We start from the raw sequence: 15,791 nt of genomic DNA, 5'->3' as shown, positions 1-15,791 counted from the left end.
TCGAGTTAAGCCTCCTGCTCTTGAGCCGACTTTTTGGTTGGCTTACGGAAACGGTAACGACGGTCACTGATAGCGATAGCGCCACCAAGAGACATGATCAAAGAACCGGCCCAGATCCAACGTACAAATGGTTTGTAGTAAATACGTACAGCCCAAGATTTGTTGTCGTCTAGACGCTCACCCATTGCGATGTAAAGGTCGCGCGTTACACCACGGTCAATCGCCGCTTCGGTCATCATAGACTTAGCCGTCGTGTAGAAGCGTTTTTCTGCGTGAAGCGTATTGATGTACTTGCCTTCTTTTGTGATTTCAAAATCAGCAATGTAACCATCGTAGTTTGGACCATCTTTGTCACGAACACCTGTGAATAGGAAGTCGTACTCTTCAAGCTGGTAGCTCTCGCCAGGTGCCAGACGAACATCACGTTCAATACTGTAGTTCTGTACCATTGCGATACCAATTACAGTTACGGCTAAACCGATGTGACCACACACCATCGCCCAGTGGCTACGAGGCAGCTTGGTTAGACCTTTCATAAAGCTATGACGGTGAGTCGCACGCTCATGCAGTTCAAAACCGTGCATGAAGATGATCCAGAATGCCATTACCCAGCCAGCAAACGCAGTACCACTGAAGCGGTCAGCTAGAAGAGTCACCATTAGCGCACTCAAGCCTAACGAGAATACGCCTGAAATAATCATTGGCTTAACAAGCCTAGATAAATTGTCACGCTTCCAACGGATAAGAGGACCGATACCCAATAGGAACGAGAACGGGATCATTAACCAGAAGAACAACATGTCGAAGAATGGTGCACCGATAGATACCGAGCCCAGACCTAACTGTTTGTGAACCAGTGGTAATAATGTACCTACTAATACAACAACTAGCGCTGCAATCAGAAGAACGTTGTTACCAAGTAGCGCATTTTCACGAGAGACTAGATCGAAGTTACCACGAACACGAACTGATGCACCTTTCACTGCGAACAGTAATAGTGAGCCACCAATAACAAAAACTAGGAAACCTAGGATGAACATACCACGAGCCGGATCAGACGCGAACGCGTGAACCGAGACCAGAATGCCCGAACGAACTAAGAAAGTGCCCAACAAGCTTAATGAGAACGCAGAGATAGCCAGCAATACTGTCCAAGCTTTAAATGTGCCACGCTTTTCGGTTACCGCTAGTGAGTGCATCAGTGCAGTACCAGCCAACCAAGGCATGAATGAAGCGTTTTCTACTGGATCCCAGAACCACCAGCCACCCCAGCCAAGTTCGTAGTATGCCCACCATGAACCTAGTGCGATACCCACCGTTAGGAATAGCCAAGCTGCAATTGTCCAAGGACGAGACCAACGAGCCCATGCCGTATCAAGACGACCACTCATTAGAGAAGCAATCGCGAAAGAGAATGCAACAGAGAAACCTACATAGCCCATGTAAAGCATCGGTGGGTGAATGATCAAACCCGGATCTTGCAGCAGTGGGTTCAAGTCTCGACCATCAACAGGGAAGAAAGGCAGTGTACGTAGGAATGGGTTAGACGTTACGATAATGAACAGCAAGAAGCCGACACTGATCAAACCCATGATAGCCAATACGCGAGCCACAGACTCTTGAGGCATACCACGGCTGAATGTCGCTACTGCTACCGTCCAACCTGCTTGGATAAGTACCCAAAGCAACAATGAACCTTCGTGTGCACCCCAAACAGCCGTAATTCGGTAGTACCAAGGTAGTTGGCTATTTGAGTTACTTGCAACGTACTGAATCGTAAAATCATTTGTGTAAAATGCGTAACACAAAATAAAAAACGAAATCGCTAAGAATCCGAACATGCCCCACGACAAAGGTCGTGCGCTGTTCATCAGTAATGTGTTGTTTCGAGCGGCTCCATACAATGGGAGCACGCTTAGCAGCAATGCAAGTCCCAAGGACAGGATCATCGCAAAATGGCCGATCTCGGCTATCATTGAGCTTTTCCTTCTTTTTGTTCAGTCGTGTATTGCAAAGGCTCATGTGTTTTCTTCATTGCTTCCGCAACTTCAGAAGGCATGTATTCTTCATCGTGCTTCGCCAACACCTCAAACGCTTCAATTGTCGTTGCGTCTTTTAAGACACCTTGGGCAACAATACCTTGGCCTTCACGGAAAAGATCAGGAAGGATACCATCGTATAAAATTGTTACTTTGGGGCCAACATCAGCTAAATCGAAGCTAACTCGCAATGATTCGTTATCACGGTTCACAGAACCAACGACAACCATGCCACCAATGCGTAGGCGCTGACCAACTTCAGGTTTCTTACCATCTTTGCCGTTCACAAGTTCAGTTGGCGTGTAGAACAGATCCATGTTCTGGTTTAGTGCATAGACAATCAATCCAATAGTTGCACTGATACCAAAAAAGATCGCTAGGACAATGCCCAGCCTCTTTTTGCGTCTTGGGTTCATAGAGTGTTCTCCATATTTTTTGCTGCATCGATACGAGCTTGGCGATCAACCTTAGCTTGTACTTCAGTTAGTAATTGCTTACCACGACGAACGCTTACCACCAGTAAGATAATCATCAAGAGAAATGTGATTCCAAATGCACTCCATACGTATGACGCGTAACCGCCCATGGCAAAGAAATCACTCAAAGATTCAAAATACATAAATACCTACCCTACTACGCTTTATCAGCCGCAAGCTCGCGAACCCATGGACGATGACTTTCTTTGCTGATGATTTCGTTGCGGAAACGAATCATGGTCAAAGCGCCAAAGAAAAAAGCGAAACCGAAGATGTTGAGAAGAAGCGGCCATAGCATGTCACTTGAAATCGAAGGTTTTGCGAACTTGGTGATCGTTGCGCCCTGATGAAGTGTGTTCCACCACTCTACCGAGAAGTGAATAATAGGGAGGTTAATCACGCCGACGATAGCCAAAATACCCGCCGCTTTTGCTGCTGTTTTTTGGTCATCAAACGCGTGGTGCAGTGCAATTACACCTAGATATAAGAATAGAAGAATCAGCTCTGAGGTTAGGCGTGCATCCCAAACCCACCAAGCTCCCCACATTGGCTTACCCCAAACGGCACCAGTCAGTAGTGCGATAAAGGTAAATACCGCTCCAATCGGTGCCATCGCCAACGCCGCCATGTCAGACAGTCTTACCTGCCATACCAATCCAATGAACGCTGCGATCGCCATCGACATGTATACGCCCATCGACCAAATGGCAGAAGGAACGTGAATGTAGATAATTCGGAAACTATCACCCTGTTGATAATCAGAAGGGGCAAACGCAAGGCCCCACACCGTACCGACGGATAGACACAATAGCGCTAGGATTGAGAACCACGGCAGAAGTTTACCAGCAAGCTGGTATGACGTTTCTGCTTTGGCATAGGGATGGAGCCATTTCCACATGTTGTAATCTCACTCTTACTTCATATTGCTTACAGCTACTAAAGCTATAATTATAATAATATCTTTGTTCTGCTATCTGTTTTGCTGACTCTATGAGTCTCATCGAACACTTTGGTTATCTATAGCTATACGATACTGGTACCGTTATCAGTTCACACTCACACGAAGTGCGGCACTGATCGCAAAAGGAGTTAGCGTCATCGCACCCATCAACATTGCGCCGAGAATCGCTAATTGACCATTGTATGCAACGCCCAACGCCGCAGCGTCAATCGCTGAGGTCGCGAAAATCAAAATAGGGATGTACAGCGGTAAAATTAGCAGGCTCAGTAACACCCCGCCCTTTTGCAACCCAACCGTCAATGCAACACCAATCGCCCCAATAAAGCTCAAGGCAGGTGTTCCAACAAGCAGAGTCATTACGACAGATAGCCAAGTGTCAAAATCTAATGACAACAAGACAGCCAACAATGGGCTAATTAAAATTAATGGTAACCCGGTCAATAACCAGTGTGCTATGACCTTGGACAATATTACTAACTGCAACGGGATGGGCATCAGCATCATTTGTTCAAGTGCGCCATCTTGAAAATCATCACGGAAAAGACGCTCAAGAGAAAGCAATGCAGAGAGCAACGCGGCAACCCAAACAATACCCGGAGCAATACGTGCAAGTAAATTTGGCTCTGGGCCAATACTCAAAGGAAAAAGTGTAATCACAATAATGAAGAACCATAGCGGGTTAAAGATATCCGCTTGGCGTCGAAAAGCGATAAGCAGCTCACGTCGGATAATCGTGGTCATTGAAGAGATCATATTACTCACCCAACTTTATTTTTCTTAGTTTCGGGCTATCAGCAAACATATCTTGGTGAGTAGTGAGTAACACAATCCCACCGTTATCCGCATGCTGAGAAAAAAGCGATTCTAGAACCTTAACGCCCTGCTTATCAATCGCAGTCAACGGCTCATCGAGAATCCACAACATCTGCTTACTTAACCAAAGGCGAGCTAAAGCAACGCGACGTTGTTGACCAGCAGACAATTGACCCGCAGGCACATCTTCTCGTCCGGCAAGCCCTACCTGAGCAAGCGCTTGGTAAAGCTCTTCCTTGTTCGTTTCGCCACAATGAATTGACTGGTAGAAACTGAGGTTCTCATAAGCGCTAAGCTCACGTTTTACGCCAGTTTGATGGCCAAGAAAAAGCAGATTTTGATGATACACATCTCGACTTGATTCGATTGGCTCGCCATCCCAAGAGATAGTGCCTTCGTCACGATCACCTAAACCAGTGATAATCCTAAGGAGTGTCGTTTTTCCTGTACCGTTTCGACCTTCAACTTGAACCAGTTCTCCTGGCTTCAATTGAAAAGACAACGATTCAAACAGAACCCTTTCGTCACGAATAGCAGTTAAATTTGAGACTTCTAGCATAGGTAAATTTAGTCGAGTAATGAGAGGGGTATAGTAGCACACCAATATGGTGACAAAACAGGACTAGGCGTTTTCAGTAGAACAAAGTCGGTAAGAAACTGTTACTACTGCATCACAATTTACACATTTTGACCAAAAATGAGATATTGCAATACTAACAAGCACTTATAAATATCGTTCTATAAACAGTTACTCAGGCATAAAAAAAGAAGCCGAAGCTTCTTTTTAGAGGAATGTGTAACAAACAGAATTTGTTTATCACGAGTAGCGCTCAATTTAACGGCGTCGAGGTGGATCCCTGCGATCACGAGAGGCGGTGGGATGCCCATCAAACGAGGAAGGGTCGCTTCTTAATGAAGGAATTTTCTCTTTACCGGCAAGCTTATTCTGCAGAGACATCATAAGCTCAGCTTCAGCTTTAGGTAATTCACATTCTTCAATTAACTCGTTAATCCCAGCGCCAAGCTGAACCATTTTCGTTGCACGAGTGTACAAACGTCCATCGGTATCCGCATGCTCCAGTTCGACAATACGTTCATTCAGGTGTTCGATTAGATCTTGTTGTTCAGTCACTTTCTGGCCAAGGCCAACCACAACAGAGCGAACTTCTAGCAATTGCTTACTCGACTTTTGTAGCTCTTTGTCCAAATTTCGGACTTGCAGGCGTGACTGATCCAATTGCTTTTGAATCGCACTTTTTACTTTGCTAATCAAAATCACAATGAATAACGTAAAAACCCCGACTCCAGCAATCAGTGCAGCAGGGCTTAAAGGAAGCGCTTCAAACATTATAGGTGAGCCATCTCATCCCATTCGTCTTCGCTTAGTAGTTTGTTCAGATCTACTAAGATAAGCAGCTTGCCATCGCGGTTGCTTACGCCCTGGATGAACTTCGCGCTTTCATCAGTACCAACACTTGGTGTTGTATCGATTTCAGAAGAACGTAGGTAAACCACTTCAGCAACACTATCAACCAAGATGCCAATAACTTGACGCTCAGATTCAATAACGATAATACGAGTGTTATCCGTGATTTCACCTTGCATCAAACCAAAGCGAGAGCGAGTGTCGATAACAGTAACAACGTTACCACGTAGGTTAATAATACCTAGAACGTAGTCAGGAGCACCTGGTACCGGAGCAATCTCGCTGTAACGCAGTACTTCACGAACTTGCATTACATTGATGCCGTAAGTTTCTTCTTCTAGCTGGAATGTTACCCATTGAAGTACTTCGTCATTCGTTTGATCTTTTCTTACTTCAACTTCACTCATTTGAGACATAGATAATCCTCTTGCCGTCGTTACCGACCACTATTATTAACTTGATGCTTTTGTTGTACCAGTCTTGGTACTAGCTCAATGCTTTTACATCTAGCCCTGCATTTAGCATGGCGATTAATGCTTCGACATGGATCAAAGCACACATTTTTTCTTTTACCATACCAGCGAGCCATGGGCGTTTTCCTGCCATTTCTCGCCAACGTACTTTGTCAGTATTCAGCAGCTCGGTGCCTTTAAGCTCAGTGCTCGCAAGCCCCCACAAGCTTTGTCCAAGCATAACTATATATTGATAGTTTTCTTTGTATTCGTCACTGGCTAACTTCTCGGCCATCACCCATTTTGCGGTGTCGACCACATCTAACTGGCTATCTCGGCTGGTTTGTAACCCTAAGTACCAAGATGGTTTGCCAATAATGTGATTGACCTCTTCGAGGCGATGGATACCACCCAGTTCATCTAGCGGTACCGCGAAGGTCACGCCATTGACATCGAAATACAAAACTTGGAAGTCTTCTGTTCGAGCCGTACTTTCCCTAGAAGTAAACTGCCCTGCACCGCCCGCTTGTGTTTCAGGCTCAGTCGCGGACTCAATGTCAGGAGCATCGGCTTCGATTTCAGAGACTTGCTGCTCAACGACTAGAAGCTCAGCTTCTATTGTTGGTTCTTCGATTGGCTGCAGTTCCACTTGAGGTTCTGCCGCTATCGATAAATCTGGTTCCGGAAGATTCCAGTCTTGAATCTCTGGCTCTAGCGAGACTTGAACCGACTCAACCGCAGCATCAAACATTTGCATGTCTGCTTGCTGAGCGATTTTCTGCGTATTCTGGTCCATCAGTTCGTCAAGATTCAGGTCCTCAACAACATTGGTTGCCTCTAATCGGCTCAGTAGCTTCTGAACGTCCTCTAGGTTAGGTACTTCAAACTCAGCTGCGCGTATTTCTGCGTAGCTTGAGTGATGACTCGCTAATTGACGCTCTGGCTCTGGCTCTGGCTCTGGCTCTTCAGATTGTGACTCATCAACTAAAAATTCATCAGTTTCAAAGCTTTCATCACCTAATAGCGCAGTAAAATAGTCATCCAGTGCTTGTTCACTTGATAGGCCTGGTCGCGCTATTGTTGAATCTTTATTCTCGCTCATTTATCGCCAACCTTTCGAGATAAATAAGCAGCTGTTTATAAGCAAATACACCACGGCTTCCCGATGCAAAGTGAGAGGCAGGCAAGCGCTTTAAGCTTGCGTCTCTAAACTTGGTATCAATCGGTACCGCTGAGGTCCAAACTTGGTTTGGGTAGTCCTCTTTCAGCTGCGTAAGTGTTTGCAGTGATGCCTTGGTTCGTTTGTCGTACATGGTAGGGACAATCGTCACCTTAAACGGTGTTTTGCGAGATTTCTGCATGATGGTTAGCGTACGAATCATACGCTCTAGCCCCTTCATCGCCAGAAACTCAGTCTGTACCGGAATCAAAATACGGTCACTCGCTGCCAATGCATTCACCATCATCACACCAAGAATTGGCGGACAGTCGATCAACACGTAGTCGTAATCTTCTTTCAACGCCGCCAAAGCACGCTTCAAGATCAACCCCATGCCGCTTCGATTTCCCATCACACGGTCAAGTGTTGCTAATGACATGTGTGCTGGGATGATATCGATGCCTTCAACTTCGGTTTGCAACGTCAGCGGTCTTACCGTCTGCGCAGAAAACTCACGAAGCTGAAACAGATCGAACAAGCTCGACTCCACCGTATCTGAGTCGTAACCCAGATAGGTGGTCAGTGATGCATGTGGGTCAGTATCCACCAACAACACGCGGTGCCCTTTTAAAGCAAGCAGGCCTGCCATGGTCACTGTCGTGGTTGTTTTACCAACACCACCTTTTTGGTTTGCAACACTCCAAACAATCATCTCGATTTACCTAAGCTAACCCAACTTCAACCAAGATCCGTTCCGCGATGCGGTCCAGAGGTAGGTCTTCAGTAGAAATGCCAGCTTTTGCTACAGCTTGAGGCATACCATATACAACACAGCTATCTTCATCTTGTGCCCAGACTGTCGAGCCTGCGGTTTTCAACATGCGTGAACCTTCTCGACCATCGGCACCCATGCCTGTCAGTATCATAGACAACACTTTGTCGCCGTAGATCTTCGCAGCAGAGCCGAAAGTCACATCCACACAAGGTTTGTAGTTCATGCGATCGCCGCCATCGATGATTCTTAGGCGAGCCGATCCAGCACGACCATCAACCATCATCTGCTTGCCGCCTGGAGCAAGATAAGCAACGCCAGGCTTCAACACGTCTCCGTCTTGAGCTTCGCGAACTTCGATCTTACACAAGGTATTCAAGCGGCTAGCAAAAGCCGCTGTGAAAGTCGCAGGCATATGTTGAACTAGCACAATAGGGTGCGGGTAGTTCGCAGGGATACGCGTTAAAATCTTCTGCAGCGCAACCGGACCACCAGTCGACGTACCAATTGCCGTTAGCTGATACTTCTTACCCGAAGCTCTGAATTTCGCAGCGGATGCGACCGCAGGTCTAGCGGCTGGAGTAGCATTAGAAACCGGTTGACGCAATGACGTGGATGTTGAAGTCGTTGCTGTCGCCCTCGGTGCAATTGGTGCACGGCGCATGAAAGCACGTTTAGCCGCAATCTGAATCACACGCTGTTGAAGTAACGCAACGGCATCATCGCGGTTACGTGCAATGTCTTCGAACTTCTTAGGTAGGAAGTCTAAAGCACCCGCATCTAGAGCATCTAATGTCGCTTTAGCACCGTCATGCGTTAGCGATGAAAACATCAAAATAGGCGTTGGAGACGCCGCCATAATTTCACGAACGGCTGTGATACCGTCCATGACAGGCATTTCGATGTCCATGGTAATCACGTCAGGTCTTAGCTGCTTCGCTTTCTCTAACGCTTCTTTACCATTTACCGCAACATCGATGACTTCTAGGCGAGCCTCTGAATTGATGATCTCGCTTACTCGACGACGAAAAAAGCTCGAATCATCAACGACTAATACTTTAATCGCCATATTTATCCTTAAATTAAATTCTTGACGCAGCTGCGTACTGCTTCAACAAGTCCGGCACATCTAAAATCAATGCAATGTGACCATCACTCGTAATTGTTGCGCCTGCCATGCCTGGCGTACCTTGCAACAATTTATCCAGCGGCTTAATCACCACTTCTTCTTGACCGATAAGCGTATCAACAACAAAGCCAACACGTTGGCTGCCAAGTTGTACGATAACCACATGACCATGCCCTTTACGTAGCTCAACATCACCGGCTTTCGGTGCAAGCCAGTTTTGCAAGTAGAACAGTGGAATCGATTTATCGCGAACGATGATCGTCAACTGACCATCAACCACGTTGGTACGGCTTAGATCTAAGTGGAAGATCTCGTTAACCGAAGCCAAAGGCAGCGCAAATGGGTGACCAGAAACACCAACCATCAAGGTAGGTAGAATCGCTAGTGTCAGTGGAACCTTGATCGTAATCTTGGTGCCTTGTCCCATCTCAGAATCGATATCAATTGAGCCATTCAGTGTGTTGATCGCCGTTTTCACAACGTCCATACCTACACCACGACCAGAGATATCAGAGATCTGCTCTTTACTTGAGAAGCCTGGCGCGAAAATTAGGTTGAAACACTCTTTGTTTGATAAACGAGAAGCAGCATCTTCATCCATCAGACCACGTTTAACCGCAATAGCACGAAGCTTATCGGGGTCCATACCGCCACCGTCATCAACGATAGCCAGCTCAATGTGATCACCCTCTTGAGAGGCAGACAGAACCACTTTACCGGTTCTTGATTTACCCGCCATCACTCGGTCTTCAGGCATTTCAATACCGTGGTCAACTGAGTTTCTAACCAAGTGAATCAGTGGATCAGCAAGTGCTTCTACTAAGTTTTTGTCTAGATCCGTTTCTTCACCACGCATCTCAAGAACGATGTCTTTTTTCAGGCTACGTGCAAGGTCGCGGACAACTCGAGGGAAGCGACCAAATACTTTCTTGATCGGCTGCATACGAGTCTTCATTACCGCACCTTGTAGGTCTGCAGTAACAACATCTAAGTTAGAGACAGCTTTCGACATTTCTTCGTCGTTACTGTTCAAGCCAAGGCTAACGAGTCGGTTACGAACCAATACCAATTCGCCAACCATGTTCATAATGGTATCCAGCGTAGAAGTATCAACACGAACGGTTGCTTCCGCTTGCTGCTTCTTAGCCGGCGCTTTCACTTCCGCTTTTGCCGGTGCACTTGGTGCAGGTTCAGCTTTTACAGCAACTGGCGCTGCGGGTTGCGGCTTAGGCGCAGCTTGAGGTGCAACGGGCTTACTTTCAGCAGGCTTAGTCGCGGCATCGAGTTCTTCAACTGATGGACCATTGCCTGAACCATGTAATTGGTCAAGTAACTTCTCAAACTCTTCGTCTGTCATCAGGTCATCGCCTTCAGACATCGCCGAAACTGGAGCAACAGGAGGAGCTGGCGGTGGAGGAGGCGTCGAACCCGCACTTGTCGGGCTGTTACCCGCACCATGCAGTTCGTCCAATAACTTTTCGAATTCGTCGTCAGTGATATCACCACTATCAACCACAGGTTGTGGTGCAGCTGGTGCTGGCGGTGGTGTTGGAGCCGCAGATGACGTTGGTGAACCACCTTTACCATGAAGTTCATCAAGCAGACGCTCAAATTCATCTTCAGAGATATCGTCTACTGAAGAGGCGCTGATGCTCGGACTTTCGACAACCGGTTCAGGCTCAACAGCGATAGGCTCAGGGATAACAGGTGCAGGCGCTTCTACTGGTGCGACTTCATCCGCTGACTCTGGCTTACAGAGACGGTGAAGCTCATCCAATAATGCTTGATCTGCTGGCACTAAAGGTTCCTGATCTTGCACGGCTTGGAACTGTGTATTAACAGTGTCTAGAGCCTGCAGCATGGTATCCATCAAGCCTGATGTTACGCTGCGTTGGCCGTTGCGTAGAATGTCAAACACATTCTCGGCACCATGACAAGTATCCACCAGCTCAGTTAATGCTAGGAAACCAGCACCACCTTTTACTGTATGGAAACCACGGAAAATAGCATTTAATAGGTCTTTGTCGTCAGGGTTATTCTCAAGTTCTACCAGCTGCTCTGATAGAAGCTCAAGGATCTCTCCTGCTTCGACTAAAAAGTCCTGAAGAATATCTTCGTCTAAATCGTAGCTCATACGTTACCTTTAAAATCCAAGACTGGATAACAAATCGTCGACTTCATCCTGAGAAGCAACAGCGTCTTCGCGCTCTTCTGGATTCATGATTGGCCCTTCTGGAGCAATCGATGCTTTCTTCTCTGATGTTGGAGTTGGCTCAACCTGATTCGCACCAAATACGGTGAGAATCTCGACTAAGCGCCCTTCAACCTCATTCACCAAGGTAATAACTTTGCTAATAATCTGCCCAGTTAAATCTTGGAAATCCTGAGCCATCAAGATTTCAGTCAGTTGCCCACGTAGTTCGGTACTATCGCCCTCTACTTGGACAAGCAATCCATCAATGCAGTGACATAAAGCTTTAAATTGTGCCAGCTCAATGCGGCCATGCATCAGTTCATTCCATTGAGGCCTTACTTGAAGTAAACACTCGTGTAGGTTGTCTGCGATTGGCATACAGCGATCGACAGCGTCCATCGTTTTATTTGCCGCAACTTCCGTTTTATCAATGACATACTGAAGGCGATCCCTTGCATCAGGGATTTCATCATTTGCGATAACGCTAATGCGCTCGTCAAAGTTGAATTGTGTCAAAGAGTCATGGAGGTCGCGAGTCAGACTACCTATTTCTTGAAGCATTGGATTGTCTTGAAGATTAAAGTTGTCTTCATAAATGCTTCTAACAAGAGAATCAGCATCTTGCTGCTTATCGTTTTCAAGCAACTCTACTAATTTTTTTGCTTGTTCTAATGAAATCATCCTGAATTCGGCCTTACTCCGCATATTTGTGACGCTTCAACGTTTGAGAGAAACGGAAACTAAAAAGTTAATGTCTCTCTAGAAGCGCCTAAAACAGGTTATTTTTAATGCTTATAAGCGCTCAAAAATCTTATCTAGTTTCTCTTTAAGAGTTGCGGCAGTGAAAGGCTTCACAATGTAACCATTAACACCCGCTTGCGCAGCTTCGATGATCTGCTCACGCTTCGCTTCTGCTGTGATCATTAGCACTGGAAGGTGCTTAAGTTCAGCGTCTGCACGAATGTGTTTTAGCAGGTCGATACCTTGCATGCCCGGCATGTTCCAGTCAGTTACCACGAAATCAAATTCGCCTTTTTTCAGCATAGGTAACGCGGTCAAGCCATCGTCTGCTTCTTGTGTGTTGTTGAAACCTAGGTCGCGAAGTAGGTTTTTAACAATTCGGCGCATCGTTGAAAAATCATCAACAATGAGAATTTTCATGTTTTTGTTCAAATTAGCCTCCACTGAATAAAAATCAGTGTTGTTAGTCGTTCTGTGTCCAAGCACTTAATTTAGTGCGTAAACGCTGCATAGATTGGCTCAATATTTGGCTGACACGAGACTCGCTTACACCTAATACTTCCCCAATCTCTTTTAAATTGAGTTCTTCGTCGTAATAAAGCGAAAGCACTAAGCCTTCTCTTTCCGGAAGCTGTTTTATCGAATCGATCAAAGCTTGGCGGAATGACTCATCAGCAACCCCTTGAAAAGGCGCGTTATCTTGAGAGTCTTCATTCGGAGATATTACATCATCTGAGACGCCTAAATCTTCGATCCCGACCAGTCTTGAGCAATTAATATCAGTTAAAGCACTATGATACTGCTCTAAACTGAGTCCCATATGCTTTGCCACTTCGGCATCGCTTGGGTCGCGGTTGAGAGTGCTTTCTAATTCCGCAATTGCACTGCTGATTTCTCGATTGTTTTTATGAACCGATCTCGGCACCCAATCTCCTCGGCGAATGTCATCCAACATTGCACCACGGATTCGAATACCGGCATACGTCTCAAAGCTTGCGCCTTTGGTACCATCATAGTTTTGTTGCGCTTCAATCAAGCCAATCATGCCAGCTTGAATCAAGTCATCAACCAATACATTAGGCGGTAATCGCCCCAACAAGTGATGAGCGATACGTTTAACCAACACAGAGTACTTCTCAAAAAAAGCCTGTTGGCTATTGTGATTAGCGTGTTGGTCGTAGGTAAGCGCTTTATTCACCAAATGGTTCCTCTACAAATTCAGTACGGTTCAGCAGCCTTTCAACAAAGAACTCCAAGTGTCCACTTGGTGTTTTTGGTATTGGCCAGGTCAATGCTTTGTTTGCCAATGAGCTGATTGCCAATGCAGCTGGAGAGCGAGGAAACGCGTCGACTACGATTTTCTGTCTCTTGACTGATTGACGTACTTTATCATCTAAAGGAATACATGCTACGAGTTCGAGGCTCACATTCAAGAAGCGCTCTGTGACCAAAGTCAATTTTGCAAATAATTCTCGGCCTTCACGGTAGCTTCTGACCATATTTGCGACAACTTTAAATCGCTGAACTTGGTGCTCTCTGCTCAAAAGCTTAATCAACGCATATGCATCTGTGATTGAGGTAGGTTCATCGCATACCACAACCACCACATCTTGTGCCGCTCTTGAGAAACTGATCACCATGTCCGAGATACCAGCTGCGGTATCTACTAGCAAGATGTCCATCTCGTCTTCGAGTGTACCAAATGCGCGAATCAAACCAGCGTGTTGTGCGTGCGATAGCTCTGTCATGCTCTGAGTGCCTGAAGTCGCTGGAATAATTTTAATTCCGTGCGGACCTTCCACAATCGCATCTTTGAGTTCACACTCACCCGCTAACACATGTCCAAGGTTTCGCTTAGAGCGAATACCCAGCATGATATCGACATTCGCAAGGCCTAAGTCGGCATCAAGCACCATGACTTTTTTACCTTGGCGCGCCATACAAATAGCCATACCTAACGTCACATTAGATTTACCAACGCCGCCTTTACCGCCCGTTACCGCAATAACTTTGGTGATTGAAGGCTTGGTTAAGCGACGGAGGCCGCTAGCTTGATCGTGTATCATATTTTCATTCATATTTATCCGCCGCCTAGAGCCCTTCAGAATCGCTATTCCAGTAATGAGGTTCATTCTCTGTAGATTTCTCTAATAGCTCATTTGCCTTAGCAATCATGTACTTTGGTTGAGCTATAACGATATCTTCAGGAACTCGTTGACCATTTGCTATGTAAGCAACTGGTAATGCATTTTGTATTACGACACTGATGAATTCACCAAGACTGAGGGATTCATCCAATTTAGTCATGATGCATCCCGACAACGGGATTCTTCTAAAGTGTTCAATTGTTTCTTGTAGTACTTTGCGTTGCGCTGTAGCCGGCAAAACAAGGTAGCTATTGATAACGGAACCACTCTCTTGCATCAATGTGTCTAACTGTTCAGATAGGCGAACATCTCGTTGTCCCATACCTGCAGTATCGACCAGAATCAGGCGACGATTACGTAACTGATATATTACATCGGCCAGTTCGCTAGAATCTTTAGCAACTCTTACAGGACACCCCATAATTCGACCATAAATCGATAACTGCTCATGTGCACCTATACGATATGTATCCGTTGTCACTAGTGCTACGTTGTCTGCTCCATATTCCATGGCAGCGCGAGCCGCAAGCTTTGCAACCGTCGTCGTTTTACCCACGCCGGTTGGGCCAAGTAGAGCAACAATTCCGCCGCGTTTTAAAATATCTTTCTGTGTCACGGAGATCTGGTCAGCAACCAAGGCTAACAACGCCTTCCATGCACGAGCTGGTTTGGTATCTTCTGGAATGTAACAAGCCATCTGATCAGCAAGCTCTGCTGACACGCCCATACGTTCAAGACGCTTGATAAGCATGGCTCTTAGCGGTTCGCGACGCTCAACTTCTTGCCACATCAGTCCTGACACTTGATGCTCTAACAGACGGCGAATTGAGGTCATCTCTTCGCGCATCGTTTCCATTTCAGTATCAGAGCCTTTGGATTGACCACTGTCACGACCGCGATCATAGCGAGTCGGATCCAAGCGAGGCGAAGGGCGCTCAACTCGGCGATCTTCAGCAATCAATTTAGAAAGACCGGTTTCGCGAGCAAATGCTGAATCTAAACTACCGCTCGATGGATGGCTGTTGTTCGACAAGTGGCTATTGCTAGATTGGCGATTGAGTAATGCAGACAGAGAGTCTTCGTTTTCAGCGCGGTGCTGAGGTTCATCGTCCGTACCATGACTGTATTGCTTAAGCATGTTTGCAAAGCGCTTCGTCATTGAGCGTCCACCTTCAGAACTTGACTGAAGGCTTACCTTGTCATCATCTAATTCGCGGCGTCCAGCCGGAGCTGAAGGAGCGGCCATTTGCGTGTATTGGCTATGCACAGGCTGCTGAGGTTTGTTGAGTCTTGGGCTCGCTGTTGACGGGCTAGATTCGCCATCAATAGCGGCAACAATTTCCACGCCACCTGCGACCTTTTTGTTAGACATGATCACAGCGTCTGAACCAAGTTCTTCTTTCACTTGGAGCAGAGCAGTCCGCATGTCTTTTGCAAAAAATCGTTTAATTTTCAATTCGATTGTCCGTTCTAATTAGGCGG

Annotated in this window: 17 protein-coding genes; all 17 read right to left on the bottom strand. The window is 46.3% G+C overall.

Annotated elements, in window-relative coordinates:
• Positions 1–5: 5 nt before the first annotated feature.
• The gene (locus OCV52_RS04335) at positions 6–1,976 is read right to left on the bottom strand and encodes a heme lyase CcmF/NrfE family subunit (RefSeq protein WP_137407303.1); all 1,971 of its coding nucleotides are present in this window, start codon (positions 1,974–1,976) and stop codon (positions 6–8) included.
• Positions 1,973–2,455 carry a cytochrome c maturation protein CcmE gene (ccmE, locus tag OCV52_RS04330; protein ID WP_137407302.1) on the bottom strand — a complete coding sequence of 161 codons (483 nt, stop codon included), beginning with the start codon at positions 2,453–2,455 and terminating at the stop codon, positions 1,973–1,975. Before ccmE ends, OCV52_RS04335 begins: the two co-directional genes overlap by 4 nt.
• The gene (gene ccmD / locus OCV52_RS04325) at positions 2,452–2,658 is read right to left on the bottom strand and encodes a heme exporter protein CcmD (RefSeq protein ID WP_105024522.1); all 207 of its coding nucleotides are present in this window, start codon (positions 2,656–2,658) and stop codon (positions 2,452–2,454) included. Before ccmD ends, ccmE begins: the two co-directional genes overlap by 4 nt.
• A gap of 14 nt (positions 2,659–2,672) precedes the next feature.
• The gene (locus tag OCV52_RS04320) at positions 2,673–3,413 is read right to left on the bottom strand and encodes a heme ABC transporter permease (RefSeq protein WP_137407301.1); all 741 of its coding nucleotides are present in this window, start codon (positions 3,411–3,413) and stop codon (positions 2,673–2,675) included.
• A 147-nt stretch (positions 3,414–3,560) separates the two neighbouring features.
• Positions 3,561–4,229 (bottom strand): heme exporter protein CcmB, encoded by a 669-nt coding sequence (gene ccmB, locus OCV52_RS04315; RefSeq protein WP_063523604.1) that lies wholly within the window; start codon positions 4,227–4,229, stop codon positions 3,561–3,563.
• A gap of 1 nt (position 4,230) precedes the next feature.
• Positions 4,231–4,848 (bottom strand): cytochrome c biogenesis heme-transporting ATPase CcmA, encoded by a 618-nt coding sequence (gene ccmA / locus OCV52_RS04310; RefSeq protein ID WP_004739877.1) that lies wholly within the window; start codon positions 4,846–4,848, stop codon positions 4,231–4,233.
• 276 nt (positions 4,849–5,124) lie between these two features.
• Entirely contained in the window at positions 5,125–5,637 is a 513-nt protein-coding gene (locus tag OCV52_RS04305) for a DUF2802 domain-containing protein (protein WP_137407300.1), read from the bottom strand.
• Positions 5,637–6,131, bottom strand: a complete 495-nt coding sequence (locus OCV52_RS04300) for a chemotaxis protein CheW (RefSeq protein WP_004739873.1) — start codon at positions 6,129–6,131, stop codon at positions 5,637–5,639. Before OCV52_RS04300 ends, OCV52_RS04305 begins: the two co-directional genes overlap by 1 nt.
• A 70-nt stretch (positions 6,132–6,201) precedes the next feature.
• Positions 6,202–7,269 carry a chemotaxis protein CheW gene (locus OCV52_RS04295; protein WP_137407299.1) on the bottom strand — a complete coding sequence of 356 codons (1,068 nt, stop codon included), beginning with the start codon at positions 7,267–7,269 and terminating at the stop codon, positions 6,202–6,204.
• A complete protein-coding gene (locus OCV52_RS04290) occupies positions 7,256–8,038 on the bottom strand; it encodes a ParA family protein (RefSeq protein ID WP_116870191.1) in 783 nt (260 codons plus the stop codon). Before OCV52_RS04290 ends, OCV52_RS04295 begins: the two co-directional genes overlap by 14 nt.
• Positions 8,039–8,048: 10 nt before the next feature.
• On the bottom strand, positions 8,049–9,167 hold the full coding sequence (locus tag OCV52_RS04285) for a protein-glutamate methylesterase/protein-glutamine glutaminase (RefSeq protein ID WP_150897802.1): 1,119 nt from the start codon (positions 9,165–9,167) through the stop codon (positions 8,049–8,051).
• Positions 9,168–9,180: 13 nt separating this feature from the next.
• The gene (locus OCV52_RS04280) at positions 9,181–11,361 is read right to left on the bottom strand and encodes a chemotaxis protein CheA (RefSeq protein WP_137407297.1); all 2,181 of its coding nucleotides are present in this window, start codon (positions 11,359–11,361) and stop codon (positions 9,181–9,183) included.
• 9 nt (positions 11,362–11,370) lie between these two features.
• On the bottom strand, positions 11,371–12,102 hold the full coding sequence (locus OCV52_RS04275; RefSeq protein WP_137407296.1) for a protein phosphatase CheZ: 732 nt from the start codon (positions 12,100–12,102) through the stop codon (positions 11,371–11,373).
• 111 nt (positions 12,103–12,213) lie between these two features.
• A complete protein-coding gene (gene cheY, locus OCV52_RS04270; protein ID WP_008218307.1) occupies positions 12,214–12,582 on the bottom strand; it encodes a chemotaxis response regulator CheY in 369 nt (122 codons plus the stop codon).
• A 43-nt stretch (positions 12,583–12,625) separates the two neighbouring features.
• Positions 12,626–13,360, bottom strand: coding sequence for an RNA polymerase sigma factor FliA (locus OCV52_RS04265; RefSeq protein ID WP_004739861.1), 735 nt, complete (start codon positions 13,358–13,360; stop codon positions 12,626–12,628).
• The gene (locus OCV52_RS04260) at positions 13,353–14,240 is read right to left on the bottom strand and encodes a MinD/ParA family protein (RefSeq protein ID WP_008218303.1); all 888 of its coding nucleotides are present in this window, start codon (positions 14,238–14,240) and stop codon (positions 13,353–13,355) included. Before OCV52_RS04260 ends, OCV52_RS04265 begins: the two co-directional genes overlap by 8 nt.
• Before the next feature lie 13 nt (positions 14,241–14,253).
• Positions 14,254–15,765 carry a flagellar biosynthesis protein FlhF gene (gene flhF, locus OCV52_RS04255; protein WP_137407295.1) on the bottom strand — a complete coding sequence of 504 codons (1,512 nt, stop codon included), beginning with the start codon at positions 15,763–15,765 and terminating at the stop codon, positions 14,254–14,256.
• Positions 15,766–15,791: the final 26 nt, after the last annotated feature.

It is taken from the genome of Vibrio chagasii (assembly GCF_024347355.1).
Lineage (GTDB): Bacteria > Pseudomonadota > Gammaproteobacteria > Enterobacterales > Vibrionaceae > Vibrio > Vibrio chagasii.
Note: the sequence above shows the minus strand (reverse complement) of the source record. Positions and strands in the feature narration are given on the sequence as shown.